This window comes from candidate division KSB1 bacterium, assembly GCA_034505495.1.
In the GTDB taxonomy this organism is placed as follows: Bacteria; Zhuqueibacterota; Zhuqueibacteria; order Residuimicrobiales; family Krinioviventaceae; genus Fontimicrobium_A.
In genome coordinates this window covers 306-16946 of record JAPDQV010000052.1, presented here as the reverse complement: position 1 = coordinate 16946, position 16641 = coordinate 306, and the positions used below count along the sequence as shown (strand labels likewise).

Genomic DNA, 16641 nt, shown 5'->3' with positions numbered 1-16641 from the left:
CGACCGGCGCCACCGGCTGCGTTCGCGTGAAAACAGCGTTGATCCAATCGATGTGGTGCTGATTGCTGACGTGCAGCCGCACCGCGTCTTTGGGCAAAGGCGACAGCAATTTAGGATCGCTTGCCGAAAGCGCTTCGCTGTTCTTCTGCGACACCGGATCGCTGGCAGTCACCGCATAGTTGCCGCGCGTCACGAAAATCCAGCCTTCGTCGCCTTCGAAGCGCACGCCGTTGGGGAAGGAATCCGAGACGATCATCTCGACGCCGTCGGCAAACTTGGCATGCACGGTAAAGGGACCATGCACATCCCACAACCCTTTGGTCGGGAACTGCGCTTCGGCTTCCACTTCGACGAAATTGGTGTACTCGGTACCCATGGCCCAGTTGGCGATGTCCAAATGATGCGATCCCCAACCGGTAATCATGCCGGCACCGAACTGCTCGCAGCGCAGCCAGCCGGGACGCGAATAGTCGTTCTGCGGATGCACGCGCTTTTCGGTGTAATAAACGTAAGGCGTGGAGCCGAGCCACATTTCATAGTTGAGATTCGGCGGAATGGGCATTTCCGGCTCCTCGTCACCTGAGGGATCGACCGGCAGGCCGATGACGATTCGCTTGAGGTTGCCGACGCGGCCGTTGCGCACCAACTCACAGGCGATGCGGAACTGCGGCATGGAACGCTGCTGCGAGCCCATCTGGAAGACACGTCCGGTGCGATGAATGACGTCGCTCAACTGTCGACTTTCGCGCACGGTCAGAGCGGAGGGTTTCTGCAGATAGATATCCTTGCCCGCTAAAGCCGCCTCGATCGCCGGTTGCGCATGCCAATGATCCGGCGTGCTGATGACCACGGCGTCGATCTCAGGATCCGCCAACAGCTCACGATAATTGCCGTACAGCTTGATCGGCGGAATCGGCCGATTGTGCTTGGCGTACCACTCTTCGACAAACGTTTTGCCCTCGCGCAGACGCTTCGAATCGACGTCGCACAGGGCAACCACCAGCGCCCGCTCGTCCGCCATCGTCTCCGGCAGATCGTGGTCGCGGGCAATGCGGCCGCAGCCGATCTGACCGATCAAAAGGCGATTGCTCGGCGCCTTGGCACCGAAAACCGTAGAGGGTACGATCGTCGGCACGCTGAACGCCGCGGCAGCCGCCGCGCTCTTGAGAAAGTTGCGTCGCGAAATCTTCATAATTGGCCTCTCCTAATTCTATATGGATAGACTAGCTAAACTCGCTTTTTTCATATTTCACCATCGTATTTGCAGCTATTGCAAACCGTACGGTTTCTCCAATAGTTCGACGTTAGCCGCCGTGGCTTTGCGAAAATCGATCCTGCGTCCCTGAACAACCCACAAAAGCCCGCCTTCCAAATGCCGCAGAAAAAGCGGGTCGCGGTAATGCTCGATTTTGTGTCCCAAGGCGGTGTAGAATTGCCTGCCGCCGTCGTATTCATGGTACCACGCCAAGGGATAGTAATCTCCAAACACTTTGCCGGGAAACTTTTCCAACTGGTCATCGCGAACCGTGCGCAAATCAACGGCCAGCAGGATGCGGATATCGGGATTGAGGTGGTCGATCAAATAGCACTCGTCTTCCCAGGGCCAAACTTTGGGCAGAAATTTCGTCGCCGGATGCATCGAATCGACTACCACAATGGAGAATTTTTGCAGCTCCGGATGGCGCACGAACGCGCCGCCGACCATAGCCCAAAACCACGGCCAACGCCTTTCCGTGGCGCAGGCGGAGTGAATTCCCATAAAACCGCCGCCCGCCTGAATGTAACGCATAAATGCCAAACGCTGCGCGTCGGTGTCGAACACCTCATTGTTGGTATTGCTGAAAATCACGGCTTTGAAACGGCGCAAATTTTCCTCGGTAAACACCTGCGGATCGTCGCTGACGGTTGCCGTAAAGCCGCGCTTTTTGCAAATGCCCTGCAGAGCCTCGACGCTCGCGGCAATATTGTCATGAACATATCCCTCGCCGTTGCGCGTAAAGATCAAAACATTCGGCCGCTCTTTGGCCGTCAATAGGGAGGTACAGAGTAGAATCATCGAGATGATCGTTTTGCCCATCATGTCCTCTTTCGATAGCTTTGTCGACGGAACTAACGCCCGGTTTTAGCTGCTTTGCTCAAACGCTCGATCTTGACTCGCGGCGGATGCGCAAAGCTCTGCCAAAAGCGTTCGCATTCTTCTGGAGACAAGCTCCCTTGAAAGACCACCAGGCGATAGTGCAGGGCATACTCGCGGCCGGGTTCCAGCACCCATTCGCGATGGCGTATGGGACAAAATTCGAAGAACAGATCGCCGCGACCGTTGTTGGCATCCAACGGCCAAACGCGCATGGGCTCGGGATGTTCTCGATTGGCCGGAAAGCTGAGAAAGAGAATGCCCATACGACCGCCGGCTCCGTCGTCGCCTTCCAGACGGCACCAGCGGGCACGGCTGCCGTCCGCATCGCTTCGGGTCAAGCCCTCGGAAGTCAAGACCGAACAGTTGTCCTTGTTCCATAATTCCAGCGCGCGAAAACCGATGCCGCCGCCGTAACGGTAGGCTTCTAAAATCAGCGCGCTGTCGGAGGCGCAGGAGAGCGTCGTATGCAGGTCGCATATTCGCAGCCGTTGCGGTTCGCCGGTTGCCCAGGCGCGCACCTCCCACACTTCGTTCAACGCAACAACCTCTCGACCGCCGGTAAAATCCACATGCTCCTGCCGCACCTTGAATCCAGCAAAGACTGGGCCGCTTACCGTCGACAATACGCCGGCAAAACGCACCGTGCCCTGGCCGCCGCCGATGTTCCAAAAGTCGACCTCGCGCCCCTGAAAACGGGTTTTCGTCCACGGGTTCCAGATACCGTAATGATGATAGTGATCGGGCGGCTGGATGCGGGTCAGCACCTGTCCGCCGGGCGCCCATAGGGGATGAATAAAGCCGCTGCGGGCGAACAGAGGACTCTCGCCTTCCGGCGCCGGCACCACTGCGGCTTGATAGGCCAGCATAGGCTGCTCGCCGTCCTTCAGCAGAATCCGCCCGCTGTCTGCCAGACAAGTCAGCTGCCGAAAAGGAGTCGCTTTTTCGGCGACCAACTCATAAACGCGCCTGCTTCCCTTTTTGGTCAGTCCGTCCGCTACCCACCAAAGGCGCGGCGTAAAAGCCGGATCGAGCTGACAAGGGACCGGCCGTCGCCTTCCTTTGGTGAGCTCATAAAGCCGCAATTCATCGAACGGAATACCGGCTAAATCGCTCAAGTCGATAGAAATCGGCGCTTCGTAGAGATCATGCTCGGCCGCCAGCGTCAGTTTGGCTATCGGATTGCTTTCGCCGTAACACGGGAGGACGCCGAGCGCCAAGGCGGCGAGTAAAAAGGAAACGTTAAATCGATGGCGCATCAAATGAACAGCCCGCATACCTTTTCCTCCATAGAATGTTGTGCCACGGAGAGCACGGAAAAAATTAACTTACCAGCCTATTAAAATTCATTCTCCGTGTCCTCAGTGCCCCCATGGCAAAAAAATTCCAGATGCACATTTACAGGTCAAATTTAGCCACGGAGACACGGAGAACACAGAGAAAACTTTTTGCTCTTTAATTCCGGTAGAATAGCCTGTGAAAAACCGAAAAACTTTATTCCTCAGACCTATCCTCCGTGCCCTCTGTGCCTCCGTGGCTAAAACCGGCTAAACTAATTTTCACGCGTTTCCGCAGATCCGTACCAACACTTGGGAAGCGGAACCGGCAGATCATCGGTATTGTCGCAATCGAGCGGATGAGGAAAGCGATTCGCAAAGCCGGTGTCGGTAATACGGTCGCGTCGATAAAACGTAAATTCGGCGTACTCGGGAATTTCTAAGCCGAGGTGCGATAGAGTCGGCCGACAGTTGTTGGGATGAATGTGCACGCAGGCATGAGTCAACAGCAGCTTATGTACCGCCCGCGAGGCAATGCGAAAGAACGGTCGGTTCCACAACTGGTCCAGCCAGTGAAATTCAATCACGATAATGCGGAAACGCTGCATCAGGTCGATCGGCGTCGAAAGGAGGGTTTCGTACTCGTATCCTTCGATGTCCATCTGCAGCAGAAAGTCGGTCTGCGGCGGCAGAGCGGCGGCATCGACCCAGCGGCTCAGCGTCGTGAACTCGCCCTCATCGAAGGCGCCGATGAATTTTTTCGTAAAATGGAACCGCGGATGATCGACAGCCGGCTTGTCGACCGAGGCATCGGCAAGAAAAACCTGCATTCCTCGTTCGGCGCACTCCCATTCAAAGCCGGAAACCGTGCTCACACCCGGTGAATAGCAGGCGACGATGCCTTCCAGATCGTCGGGGACCAGATAGCCGCCGTCGCCGCTTGGTCCAAGCCGAATCAGCTCTTTACCGCCGCGCAGCGGCCAAAGAGAGCGAATCAGGTGTTCCACCTCGCTTTTGGGAGTCAGATCAGTCGGATAGCCTTTGCGCGGCGCCATGATTTTTCGCGCCATGGCGCGAAAGAGCGGATTCAAGCAGGTTCCTCCTCTTCGAATTACAAATAATCTTCCGTTTCGTCGAGAATGTGCAGGACGATGAAATCTAAACGCCTCAGATCATTTAAGCAACGTAATTTTGCGCACTCGGCGCTCACCGCCGCTTTCTAAACAAAGCAGATATACGCCGGCAGCCTGCGATTCAGCCTCCCAAGTAAATTCGTGCGCGCCGGCAGGCAGATCGCTTTCGAGTAAAACGGCCGTAAGGCGGCCTTGAAGATCGAACAGCGCCAAGCGAACGCGACCGGCTGCGGGAAGTGTAAAACTCACGTTTGTCGATCGATTGAACGGATTGGGGACGTTGGGCGCGAGAGAAAAGGTCAATGATTTCAGCATGTCGCCGGTATCAAATCCATTGCGGCGTTTAAACACCGGCGAAAGTTTCATGTTCTCAGTCGGCGTAAGCGCGATCGAAGCCGATTCCGGCAGGGAAGGATCGCTCCAGCCGACAAAAGCAAAGCTGTCGTTCGGCAAAGCGGTCAATTCGATGGGGACATCAGGAAAGTAACGGCCGCTGAATTGACCGTCGATCAGCAGAGTGTTGAGACGGACCCTGCCCCGACTCGAGTCGACGTCGATATGAATCGTGACTGCCGGACGGATGCGAAAGAATCGCGCCGCCTGTTGCAGCACCGTATCCGGCCGCACTTCGAGAAAGCTGCGCAATCGTTCCACATTTTCACGCCAGCGATCCTCGCCCGGAATCCAACGCTTTTGCTCGAATGGAATTTCAGGTTCAATTGCCGCCGCAAGGGAATCGAGCACAGCTTGGGTTTGCCGAGGATGGAAGCGGCTGTTGAGCAAATCCGCCAGGCGATTGAGAAAACGCCGGCGATAGGTTTCATTTTCGAGCATCTTTTGCACGATAAAATGAATCCAGTATTCGCCCGTCGGCTGAGCATAGTAGGAAAAGCCGTTCCAGGCAAGAGAACTCAGTGAGCGATCCATGTCCCAAATGGTGAACCGCCACGGTCCGTCGGTTCGCCGATCGCGGAAAAAGAAAGCGCCGTAGGTCCAGCTGCGGTACTGCGTTGCATGGACAAGCGCCTGCAGAAGCGTCATCGCCTCAACATCGATGCGACGCGCCAATTCGGCAAAAGCATGGTCCTCTTCAAAGCTGCCGCTGCGAAAAAAGTCAAGCAGGTTTTGCCACTCCACAGCATCGCCCGCATCCACCTCCCAGTTATTGTAGCCCCAGCGCAGGCGAATGATGTCCGGATCGCTTATGCCGAAATAAGCCCGAACAAAGTCCGTCTGAATGTCCTCACGCAGTTCATAAATGCCCCAAAACTGATGGTTGAGATAGAGAACGCAAAAGAGGCCATGGGAGGTCGGCAAACCGAGACGGCGGTAGAGCTCATTGACGATTGGATCGCGCAGCAGCGTGCCGGTTTCCTTCTGCAGATCATCATCATAACCGGCGCGCAGAACCAGACTCGTAAAGGATTCGGCGGCGTTTGCGAAGAGAGGAAAAGAGAGACGCTCGGCGCCGAAACGGTTACGAAAATGCAGGCGAAAGGACTTTTTGGGCATCTGTCTGCCGGTGTTGCCCTGGATGCGCAAACCGGCTTGGACAGAAAACTCTCGCCGGCCGTCGACAAAAAAATGTACTACAGCCGGACGTTCCCAGCGGCTGCCGCTGCTGTCGCCGTGCGCATAAATGCCGTAACGCTCATCGAAAAGATCGGCAGGATCAGCCTGCAGCAACAGAATCGGCAGACGATGCGGCGGCCGTATGAGAAGAACTGCAGAGGCGGTTTCACTCGGCGGACTGCCGTCGCGAAAAGCGCGTACCCGAATTACGGCTGAGCTGTCGAGTAAGAACGGTTCCGTGTACCGCCGAACCGCATTCGAGTTGCCAATCGGATCGGGCAGGCTGCCGTCGAGTGTAAAGAAAAGTTCAACATTCCCATCTTCGGAAGCCAGGCGGATCCATTGCGGTTTGTTAAAAACGCCTCCACTCGGAAAAATTTGCGGCTTTTTGATAATCTTGTCAGCTGCCGGATTGGGAGAGCCGGGCGTCGGAGTCGGAAAAATAACCAGTTTGCTGTCACCGTCGGGCGAACGGCCGAAAGATTGATCAGGCGGGAGCTCTGGGTAGGGAAAAAATTCGCTCATACCGTCCGCAGCCGTCAGAATGAGCTGCTCGCCGCTGCGGGAAAGCTTGAACGAAAGATGCGTCGGCCCTTGTTCGGGTTGCCCGTCTGCCCATAAAATCAGCCTGGCTTGCGGCGGAAGGATTAGACCCACGAGCCGATGCTTTTGCGGCGATTTGAGATTATCGCTTATCCACCAGCCTGAAAGATCCGCCATCTGATTCCCGGCATTGTAAAGCTCGATCCAGTCGTCGCGCTCGCCGAATTCATCGCGCGGTCCGCTCAGATTTGCCGGGCAGACCTCATTGATCACCACCTGCGCCGACAGATTTGAAAATAATAGAGTCGACCATAGGCCGATAAATTCGAGAAACGTCCTGATCTTCAAGTTGCAGCGTCCTCACCTGCCGTCGATGGAAACCCGCCCTCGCATGATACCCAAAGTCGGTTCAGCTTGACGGAAACAAGCTCCTATAAATAAAAAGGCGACGGCTGAACCGTCGCCGAACTGTTTACTGCTGCGGCCGATAGTACTTCATTGCCTTCGGCAAAATTTCTTTGATTTTACGGATGCGCGTTTCATCCGAGGGATGGGTGCTGAGGAATTCAGGCGGCGCCTGCCCTCCCTTCAGAGCCGCCATGCGTTGCCAAAACGGAATAGCGGCGTTCGGATCGTAACCCGCCATGGCCATAAAAATCAAACCCAGCTCGTCCGCTTCGCTTTCATGCAGCCGGCTGTAGGGCAAAATCGCACCCACCGTCGTGCCGACGCCGTAAAGAGAGAGCCAAAGATTGCGGGTCTCCTCGGGTTTGTCGCGCATGGCCACGGTCAACGCCACGCCGCCGAGCTGCTGCAGCAGCGCTTGGCTCATGCGCTCGTTGCCGTGCTCTGCGACGGCATGGGCAATCTCATGCCCCATAACGACCGCTAAACCGGCCTCATCCTGCGTCAGCGGCAGGATTCCGGTGTAAACCACTACTTTTCCGCCCGGCATGCACCAGGCATTGACCTGGTCGCTCTCCACCAGATTGAACTCCCAATTGTAGCCCTGCAGATGGCTGCTCATCTTTTGCTCGGCAAAATACTGCTCGACCGCCTTTTGAATCCGGCTGCCGACGCTCTTGACCATTGCCGTAGCCTGGGAATCTGTGCTGAGCTTGTTCTCCTTGAGGAAAGCATCGTACTGTTGATAGCTCATCGACAGCATGTCGGATTGCGGGATGAGATTGAGCTGCTTTCTGCCGGTGATCGGTACCGTCGTGCAGGCGCTCAGCACCGCCATGAGAACGATGCTCAATCTGGTTCCAATTTTCATAACGCCTCCCAATGCGTTTAGGTTCATGACCGAATCATAAAAACCCGCTTTCGGCTATTTTGTTTCCCCTTGCCGACCCTAAGCGGGCAAAAGCTTCATCTACTCAGTGCTGTCAAAAACCGCCTGCGGATCAAGGAAAGAAGGGGCATCCCCTTCACCGAACCAGTTGCCGCCGCGATAGTCCGGCCAAGCTTGCGGCGGCGCCTTGAGCATTTCCAGATGCAGCATTGCCGGAAACCCCTCAGCCTTGAGCCGGCGAATATAGAACGGCGCTGAAGCGTCCACTTTATCCAGGTCGAGCACTCGCCCGATACTGCCGATACGTTCCCCGGCCGCTAAATAATCGCCTTCCCCGACACATACTTGCCCCATTTCGGCATAGCGCACATAAAGGCCGTTCATCTGCCTGACCAGACAAAACCACGTTTCGCGCCAATAGCAAATGTCTTTCGGCGAGGTAAAGAGCCCGATTTGTACGACTCGACCATCGGCGCAGGCGATAACAGGACTCCCCTCCGGTGCGTAGAGGTCGACGCCTGTATGTCTCCGGTCGCCGCGATCTTCCCAAAATCCGCCGCGCTCACCGCGTCGAGGCATTATCTTATTAAAACTTTGCGGAACCGGCCAAATCATCGACCCTCTTCTCCTTATTTTAAAATGGCAAATTTAACGAGAAATTGCAAGTCGTATTGTTTTGCAATTAAATCAAAAATTTTTTTTCCCAGCCGTCAAAGACCCGCCTCTACCAGACTTTCGACTTTCGACCTTTGACATTCGACATCTCCTTACCTCTTCCGTCTTTGATTCTCATATAAAAATTCTTACATTTAATTCAATCGTACGACGACTTTTTAAGGAGACGCGTCATGCAAAAATTGTCCATTGTTTTGTTGATCGCCCTTACCCTGGCGGCCTGCAGCCGCAAAGAGCAAATTCCGCCCAAAACCCATCCGGATTCCAGCAGTTGGCAGGATCTCTTTACGCCGGATCTTTCCAACGCCGTCTATGCCGATACCGTATGGACGTTTCAAAACGGCATCCTGACCGCCGCCTATGATGAAAACATCTGGACCAAAGAGGTCTATGACAACTTTATCCTTGATCTCGAATTCATGACCGCCGACAGCACCAACAGCGGCATCATCGTTTATTGCTCGGACATCAACGACTGGATCCCGAACTCGGTCGAAATTCAGATTGCCGACGACTATTCGCCTAAATGGGGAAACATGCCGCGCACCTGGCAGTGCGGCGCCATTTTCGGCCGCCTGGCGGCAAGCAAAAGTATGGTCAAAAAGCCCGGCGAATGGAACCGCTGCACCGTCACCTGCGTGGACAGCCTCATTTGGGTCATGCTGAACGGCGAAACCGTCACCCACATGAACATGAAACAATGGACCTCGGCGACGCATAACCCCGACGGCAGCGAAATTCCCGCCTGGCTCAGCAAACCGCTGGCTGAACTGCCGACAAAGGGTCACATCGGCCTGCAAGGCAAGCACGCTGATGCGCCCATCTGGTTCCGCAACCTAAAGATCAAAGTATTGAACTGAACGCCGTCGCCGGCATCGAAGCGCAGCGCCGCCCCTTGAAGGAAAAGAAAACGCCAAGCCGGGGCCGGGCATTCGATCCGCCGAATCGACAAGGCGCAGGGTTCTGCCGGCGCCCGTCAGTTTCCAGTGCAGGACAATGAGGTGAGCCGATGAGCAGATCAATCCGTATCGTTTGCGTTGCATTATGCCTTCAAACTGCATGGGCATCAGCAGTGGAACATCCAAGGAACGTGCGCTTCGACGGAGAATTCGGTCGCCGTATCGAATTGACGCTGAAACGGCTGCACGGCTCGCCGTTCGATCTCGATCTGCTTGCACAGGACGTCCGACGCGATCCGCAGCTAACGCGCCGCTTCGAGGAGTACGAAGGCGACGTTTCCGGACGCACGCTTGGGGTTCTCAGCTATCATGCGCTCCTCACCGGCAAGCGATCGAGCCGCGCCGACAGTCTGTTCGAACGCATCCTCGCGGCGCAAAAACCGGAAGGCTATTTCGGCCTCGACCAGAAACAGTTAGGCTGGGATGAATGGGGCAGGCAAATCTTTGGTCACGGACGTCTGCTGGCGGGATTGGTCATGTATTACCGCTCGTCCGGCGATCCGCGCGCGCTGCAGGCGGCGGAAAAGCTCGCCGACTATCTTACGGCCGATATTCCGCTGTGGCGGACGCTGTACGCCGATAACCCTTGGAGCGATCTCTCGCCCCTGATCAAGTGGACCAACGAAGCCTCCAATCGCCGCCATTTCATCAAGACCCACATGACCAGCATCCTCGAAGGCCTGATGATGCTGCAGATGATCTCCCCAAAAACAGAGCGACTGGATGCCGCTCATCAGATCCTGGCTCATTTTCCCGAATTCGGTCAGTATCATTCGCATTCTTATCTCAACACCCTGGTCGGCGCCGCCATGCTGTGCGATCTGACCGACGATCGACAACTGGAAAAGCGGCTGACATCCCTCTATTGGGGAAAAATCCTGCGGCACGGCGTGCCGAGCGACGGCGGCATCTGCGAGTTCTTTCCGGACGATCTGCGCACGGAAGGCTGCTCGGTCGCCGATTGGATTCGCCTGAATCTTTTTCTTTGGCAGATCACGCATCGCACCGTTTACCTCGACCAGGCCGAAAACGCTTGGCTCAATGCGCTCGATTTTCATCAGACCGGCAACGGCGCGTTCGGACACGCCGAGCGCACGCCGAACGGCTATGCCGCCGAGTACACCGAAGCCTGGTGGTGCTGCACCATGCACGGCTTGTGGGCGTTTATCGACTTGGCCAATTTCGCCGCCGTTGTGAAGGAAGATACGGTGTGGATCAACTTTTACGCCCCCATGGAATTCGACCTCAAACTCAAAGGCGCAAGCTCACATTTGCGCCTCGAAACCAATTATCCCCAAAATGGGAACATTTCTTTACGGCTCGGCGTTGGCAATCCGACCCAATTTTCCCTCTGCCTGCGCATTCCCGAATGGGCAAGAGAATGGCAGATTAGAGTGAACGGCAAACCCATAAAAGCCGAGCAAGCGGACGGTTACATCGTAATCACCCGAACATGGCAAAAGAACGACAGCGTCACCCTTGAAATGCCTTTTGCGCTTCGTCTGATCGACGAACGAGGCAACAATCTGCTGGAAAGTCGCGAACTGCGCGAGCCCTACCGGGTCAGCTTTTTTTACGGACCTCTATTGCTCGCTGCGGACAGCCAGCGCAATTCTCGCTTGCCGTCGCTGGTCACCTATGAAAAGGGCAAAAATTATCAGCTCAAAGACACGGCTGCCCCTTTTCTACGCGCAAAGGCGCATTTCATGCTTCCGGCAGTGATCGACCGCCTTGCGCCCGGCATCGACGGGTTTGTCTCCACCGTATTTTTGACGCCGCTGAGCGAACAGACGGCGCTTGATGAATGGAGCGATGAATGGCGCAACTTTATGCGCAACGGCGAAAAGCCGATCCGGCGCCACGAAGTCATGATTCGTATGCCGGTGGTAATCCGTTAAAAATTTATAGACAACCGTAAAGAATGGAAAGAAGCATGCGATTTCGACTCAACAAGCTCAACCGCTTTATTGTTTCGGTGTTCATAGGTCTAGCATTTTTAGCAGCCTGTACGCCGCAATCGAAGAAAAATCCGCCTTTCAATCCGCCGGCGGTTATCGATTCCACTCCTTATGTAACGGAGCATCTGGTGCGCGTTCCGAACGGCGCTACGGCACTGCGGCCCTCCTTTCAAACCGTAGCGGAAAACGACCCGAAATTGGGCGGCAACCGCCGCTTTCAAGGCCTCGATTTTCTTCTCGCCGAGCGCGCGGACGCGCCGCTTTTGCGGCTGCGGCCTTCGATGAGCGAGCTCAAACTGCCGAATGACCCGCCGTCGCCGTTTGACTTGGAGAATGCCTCCCCGGCCTATTACAAGCTGCGTCAACTTCCCGAAGGAATTTTCGTCGAAGCGGTCGCCTCGCCGCAATGCGGCGCCGCCGTCTTTCGCTGGCAGTTCGGCAAGTCATTCATTTATGTTCAGCCTGCTCCCGGCCGGGTCGCCATGATCCGCCTCGCCAATCCCATGGAAATGGAAGGTTATGTCGAGCAGGATGGGGGCGAGAGAGTCTACTATGTCGTTCGCTTTGAGTGGTCGGCAATGGACGGCGGCGTATTCAAGGACGGCAAACGGCAGTCACAAAAGATCTGGCAGGTGGAGGGCAAGGACGTCGGAGCCTTCTTTCAGTTTTCAACGCTGGAAGGCAACGAATTCATGGTGAAAATCGCGGCTTCGCCGGTAAGCTGGGAAACGGTGCGGGCGCTGCTCGACCGCGAGATGCCCTACTGGTCGTTCGCCTATGCGCGACAAAAAGCGCGCGAGCAGTGGGAGAGCGAACTCTATCAAATCCGCGTCTGGAGCGACGATCCCAAGCTGAAAGAGCTCTTTTACGTCTGCCTGAGCCATTTGTTGGCCGTACAATCGCCGGTTGCCCTGCAGCAGACACCAATACCGCTTTGGCTGCGACTTACGGAGGCTTATCGCAGTGCGCTGCGGGCGGATAAAAGGCTGCCGGTGTTCATCGCTAAAACCGCCGGTACACCAAACCGCGGAGAACAGTTGAGCGCCCTGCTGCGTCAGGCTGTCGAAACCAAGCCGTTTCTGGCCGACCCGGCGCTGTTCGCCTGCACTTTGCTGGGGGTTCTTCCGAATGCCGACGGCTATGTCTTGGCCCCCGGCGCCTTTGACCGCATCGAAATCACGCCGACGGCGCTCGGCGGCTCTCAGCCGCTGGTAATCCTCTCTCAAGGTGCGACGAACGCCAAAGAGATACGCGCCGTCAAGTGGAACGGCAAAAAGCTCGCCGGCGCCTTCCTGCCGCGCCAAGACGCCGAAGCAGGCGGAACGCTGAAGGTTCAATTCAAAAAATGAGAAGAATTACAAAGGGGGGAACTTGTAAGAACGGAGAGGCTTTCTCAATATTGCGCATACTTTACCCCAAAGATGCTCAAACGGACAAAAAGAGATCATAGAGTTTTTAACCCTTCTTACCTATCTCTGTGATCTCCGTGCCTCCGTGGCAAAACTTTTCTGCCGTCAATCGATATGACTTTGGACTTTTGACTTTCGACTTGACCCATCACGGAATCTCGATCAAACTCTGATCCCCGACCATAAAGCGGTTCGAACGCGGCCGGCTGTTCGAGCTGACGATGCGCGTCGAGGTGCCGAGCAGGCTGCCCTCGATGCGGATGCCGACGTCGAGAATCTCGCAGTCGTCCAGCACAATGCTGAACTCGATCTCGCTGTTGCGCACGCGGCATCGATGACCGATGGAGGTAAACGGCCCGATAAAGCTGTTCTCGATTACCGCTTCTTTGCCGATCACCGCCGGCCCGCGCACCACGCTGTTGATGATGCGCGCCCCCTCGTCGATCACCACGTTTCCGGTCACGTACGAATCTTCATCCGCCGTGCCTTTGTGCATCGGCTCGATGTGCTCCAGTATCAATCGATTGGCTTCGAGCACGTCTTCCGGTTTGCCGGTATCCTTCCACCAACCGGTGATCTCGGAGTAGCTGATCGAGTAGCCGTGGTCGAGCAGATATTGATGGGCGTCGGAAATCTCCAGCTCGCCGCGCGCACTCGGCTTGATGGCGTTGACTGCCTCAAAGATGGTCGAATCGTAGATATAAATGCCGGTGACGGCATATTCGCTCTTGGGATGCTGCGGCTTTTCCTCGATGGCCACAATGCGGTTGCCGCGCAGCTCCGGCACGCCGAACCGCTCCGGATCCTTGACGCGCGAAAGCGTCAAATGGCAGTTGGATTTCTCGGCATAAAAAGCGTCGATAAATCGCTGCAGGCCGCCGACCACCATATTGTCGCCCAAATAGAACACAAACGGATCGTCGCCGATGAACGGCTGCGCAATCTTGACCGCATGCGCCAACCCTAACGGCGCTTCCTGAGGGATGTAGGTGATCTCCACGCCCCACTTTTCGCCGCTCCCCAGGCCGCGCTTGACCTCCTCACCCTCCTGATTGGTAATGATGCCCACCTGCTTGATGCCGACTTCGGCGACTTTTTCCAAGGCATAGTACAAAATCGGTTTGTTGGCAATCGGTAAAAGATGCTTGTTCTGGGTGTGCGTCAAGGGACGCAGTCGAGTGCCTCTGCCGCCGGCGGTGATCAGTGCTTTCATCGTCATCTGTCCTTTTCGTTTGTTTATGCAGGCGAATTTAATAAGGATTTGGTTTTGGAAAAAGAGTAATATTTCAATCCGCCAAGAACCTCCTGGCTCCAATATTTTTCCTAACCTTTGCTACAGTATGCAATTATCGGTAAGCTTGATTCATAGTTAGCCACGGAGACACGGAGTACACAGAGGGCAGTCTTGGGAAATAATACTGAAAGCTGTCTAAATTTGTCATAATCTGAATACATCACTCGAAAGATCGACCAGAATATCGAAGCATATCGATTTCTCCGTGTCCTCCGTGCCTCAGTGGCAAAAGAGAGCAAATAATGAGTGTTTCAAACTATCCCCCATCCTTCATTAGTTTTATTTATCACATCTCTTAACAAGACGAAAGCATTTATCTGCTATAACCCTATTGATGCCGCGTATAATAGAAAAGCTTTGGACCTTGGACATTTGACTTTGGTAGTCGGACTTTAACCTTCTCCTTTTCCATACTGCCTCGCCTGCAGCTCGAACAGCTCGGAATAGACGCCGCCGCGCGCCATGAGCTGGTCGTGTGTGCCTTCCTCGGCAACCCGCCCGTTGTCCAGAACGACGATGCGGTCGGCTTGCCGCGCCGTGGACAAGCGGTGGCTGATGAGAAAAGCGGTGCGCCCTTCAGCCAATTTTCGCAAACGATAAAAAAGCTCCGCTTCGGAACGGGCGTCGAGGGCGCTGCTCGGCTCATCGAGCACGATGATCGGTGCCTGCCGTAACAAAGCACGCGCCAGGGCGATCTTTTGCCACTCGCCCAGACTCAGCTCGTGTCCCTCGTCGAACATCTTGCCGAGCAGCGTTTCCAAACCTTTCGGCATGCGGCGCAACGCTTCATCCAGTCCGGCCGCTTGCGCCGCGGCTTCGAGCTCCTCCGCCTTCCTATCGCGAAACACATCGCCGAACCAGATGTTGTCGCCTATTGTCATGTGGTAGCGTGCGAAATCCTGGAACACTACGGCGATTTGCCGCCGCAGATCCTGCACCGCGAACTCGCGCAGATCGACGCCGTCGATGCGGATGACGCCGTCATCCGGATCGTATAACCGGCACAGCAGCTTGATGAGCGTCGTCTTGCCGGCGCCGTTGCGTCCCACCAAGGCTATGTGCTCTCCGGCGGCAACATGAAAGCTCAAGCCGGCGAAAACCGCTTGGTCGGCGCCCGGATAGGTAAAAGAGACATCAACGAACTCGATGCCGCGTTCGATGCGGTGAAAGATCGGCCGCGGTTTCGGCGGGTCGATCACCTGGGGTTCCAGCTGCAGAAATTCGAACAGATTCGACAAATAGAGCGAGTCTTCGTACAGCGAGGCGCCGCTCCTCAGCAGATTATTGAAAAACGAAAGCGCGCGCTGGAACGCCTGATAGTACATAATCAGGTCGCCGAGGGAAATAAACCCGTGAACCGCGCGAAACGCCATGATGAGGAATGAGCCGTAAATGGTGGCGACGGTAATGAGCTGAGAAATGATTTCGAAAACGGTTCGGCGTCGCGCCAAGTCCAGCTTTTCGTCGCGGAGCTTGCGGCGCAGGTGATGGAATCTGCGCATAAACAGCGGGCCTAGGCCGAAAAGGCGAATTTCTTTGGCAAAGGCATCTCCGGTCAGGAGGTAGCTGTAATAGTAGGCATGCCGCTGCGAGGCGGTGCGCGACCGGTCCCAATGATAGAGACGCTGGGAAAATTTCAGCCGAAAAAGTACGCCGGGAATGACGGCGAGGATTAGGAGCAGGGTGATCAGCCAATGAAAAGAGAGCAGCACCGCCACCATGCCGGCCATCGACAGGCCGTTCTGCAGCGCCTGCAGCAGGTTGGTGTAGGCGCTGATCGGCCTATGCACCGCGCCCTGCTGGGCGCGGTGGAGCGTGTCGTAATACTTGGGATTTTCGTAATATCCCAAATCGACGGCGACGGACTTGGCGTGCAGCTGGTCGCTCAGTTGATCGAGCACGCGCAGAGACAGCCGTTCGTTGAGCCATCCGGCCAGCGATCCGAGGCTCTGCTGCAGCGCCGCCGTTGCGCCGAGCAGCAGCACATACAGCGCGGCGCGACTGAACGCCGCCTGCGGGTTGCTGCTCACACCTGCAGCAATCGCATCGACGGTCAGCTTCATCAAATAGACCGAGGCTAAGGGCAAGGCGCTTTGCAGTACTAATAATACAGCGCTCGCTGATGCACCGACTCGATCACTGCGGAAAATATAGGTGAGAGCAGGTCTTAGGTATTTAAAAAATTTTAGAGAGCGATGCATTGAAAGAATAAAACGGGGCTGGAAGGGTAAATTTGTTGTATATCAAATTTTTGTTAATGCCAAAATTAAAGAAAAAAATCATATAGTTCGAAAATACAAAAGTCCAAGTGCAACATTAATCCATGATATCCTTAACTTCATTAGTCCCTTGACTAATGAAGTTAATAATTTCATGAATAACTGTTGCACTTA

General features: G+C 55.4%; 13 protein-coding genes. 4 read left to right on the top strand and 9 right to left on the bottom strand.

Annotated elements, in window-relative coordinates:
- From ONB24_14260 to ONB24_14230, 7 genes are all read right to left on the bottom strand, one after another.
- The coding region (locus tag ONB24_14260) for a Gfo/Idh/MocA family oxidoreductase (protein MDZ7317274.1) at positions 1 to 1192 on the bottom strand (1192 nt) is incomplete at its 3' end.
- Between the two features lie 75 nt (positions 1193 to 1267).
- Positions 1268 to 2080 (bottom strand): ThuA domain-containing protein, encoded by an 813-nt coding sequence (locus ONB24_14255; GenBank protein ID MDZ7317273.1) that lies wholly within the window; start codon positions 2078 to 2080, stop codon positions 1268 to 1270.
- A gap of 29 nt (positions 2081 to 2109) precedes the next feature.
- Entirely contained in the window at positions 2110 to 3411 is a 1302-nt protein-coding gene (locus tag ONB24_14250) for a PmoA family protein (protein MDZ7317272.1), read from the bottom strand.
- Positions 3412 to 3686: 275 nt separating this feature from the next.
- Complete coding sequence (locus ONB24_14245) at positions 3687 to 4502, bottom strand: FkbM family methyltransferase (GenBank protein ID MDZ7317271.1); 816 nt, start codon at positions 4500 to 4502, stop codon at positions 3687 to 3689.
- 81 nt (positions 4503 to 4583) lie between these two features.
- The gene (locus ONB24_14240) at positions 4584 to 7007 is read right to left on the bottom strand and encodes a CotH kinase family protein (GenBank protein MDZ7317270.1); all 2424 of its coding nucleotides are present in this window, start codon (positions 7005 to 7007) and stop codon (positions 4584 to 4586) included.
- A 124-nt stretch (positions 7008 to 7131) separates the two neighbouring features.
- Positions 7132 to 7935, bottom strand: coding sequence for a M48 family metallopeptidase (locus ONB24_14235; GenBank protein MDZ7317269.1), 804 nt, complete (start codon positions 7933 to 7935; stop codon positions 7132 to 7134).
- Between the two features lie 99 nt (positions 7936 to 8034).
- The gene (locus ONB24_14230; GenBank protein ID MDZ7317268.1) at positions 8035 to 8532 is read right to left on the bottom strand and encodes a M23 family metallopeptidase; all 498 of its coding nucleotides are present in this window, start codon (positions 8530 to 8532) and stop codon (positions 8035 to 8037) included.
- A gap of 269 nt (positions 8533 to 8801) precedes the next feature.
- On the opposite strand from ONB24_14230, the gene ONB24_14225 reads away from it, so the two are divergent.
- The 3 genes from ONB24_14225 (at position 8802) to ONB24_14215 (ending at position 12894) form a co-directional block, all read left to right on the top strand.
- Entirely contained in the window at positions 8802 to 9488 is a 687-nt protein-coding gene (locus ONB24_14225) for a DUF1080 domain-containing protein (GenBank protein ID MDZ7317267.1), read from the top strand.
- Positions 9489 to 9700: 212 nt separating this feature from the next.
- Positions 9701 to 11485 carry a glycoside hydrolase family 127 protein gene (locus ONB24_14220; GenBank protein ID MDZ7317266.1) on the top strand — a complete coding sequence of 595 codons (1785 nt, stop codon included), beginning with the start codon at positions 9701 to 9703 and terminating at the stop codon, positions 11483 to 11485.
- A gap of 35 nt (positions 11486 to 11520) precedes the next feature.
- Complete coding sequence (locus ONB24_14215; protein ID MDZ7317265.1) at positions 11521 to 12894, top strand: glycoside hydrolase family 92 protein; 1374 nt, start codon at positions 11521 to 11523, stop codon at positions 12892 to 12894.
- Between the two features lie 208 nt (positions 12895 to 13102).
- Here the strand turns inward: ONB24_14215 and ONB24_14210 are convergent, their stop codons facing one another.
- Both ONB24_14210 and ONB24_14205 read right to left on the bottom strand, forming a co-directional pair.
- A complete protein-coding gene (locus tag ONB24_14210) occupies positions 13103 to 14167 on the bottom strand; it encodes a glucose-1-phosphate thymidylyltransferase (GenBank protein ID MDZ7317264.1) in 1065 nt (354 codons plus the stop codon).
- 473 nt (positions 14168 to 14640) lie between these two features.
- Entirely contained in the window at positions 14641 to 16449 is a 1809-nt protein-coding gene (locus ONB24_14205) for an ABC transporter ATP-binding protein/permease (GenBank protein ID MDZ7317263.1), read from the bottom strand.
- On the opposite strand from ONB24_14205, the gene ONB24_14200 reads away from it, so the two are divergent.
- Positions 16403 to 16641: hypothetical protein (locus ONB24_14200; protein MDZ7317262.1), on the top strand; the 239-nt coding region annotated here is incomplete at its 3' end. The two genes, ONB24_14205 and ONB24_14200, sit on opposite strands and share 47 nt — an antisense overlap.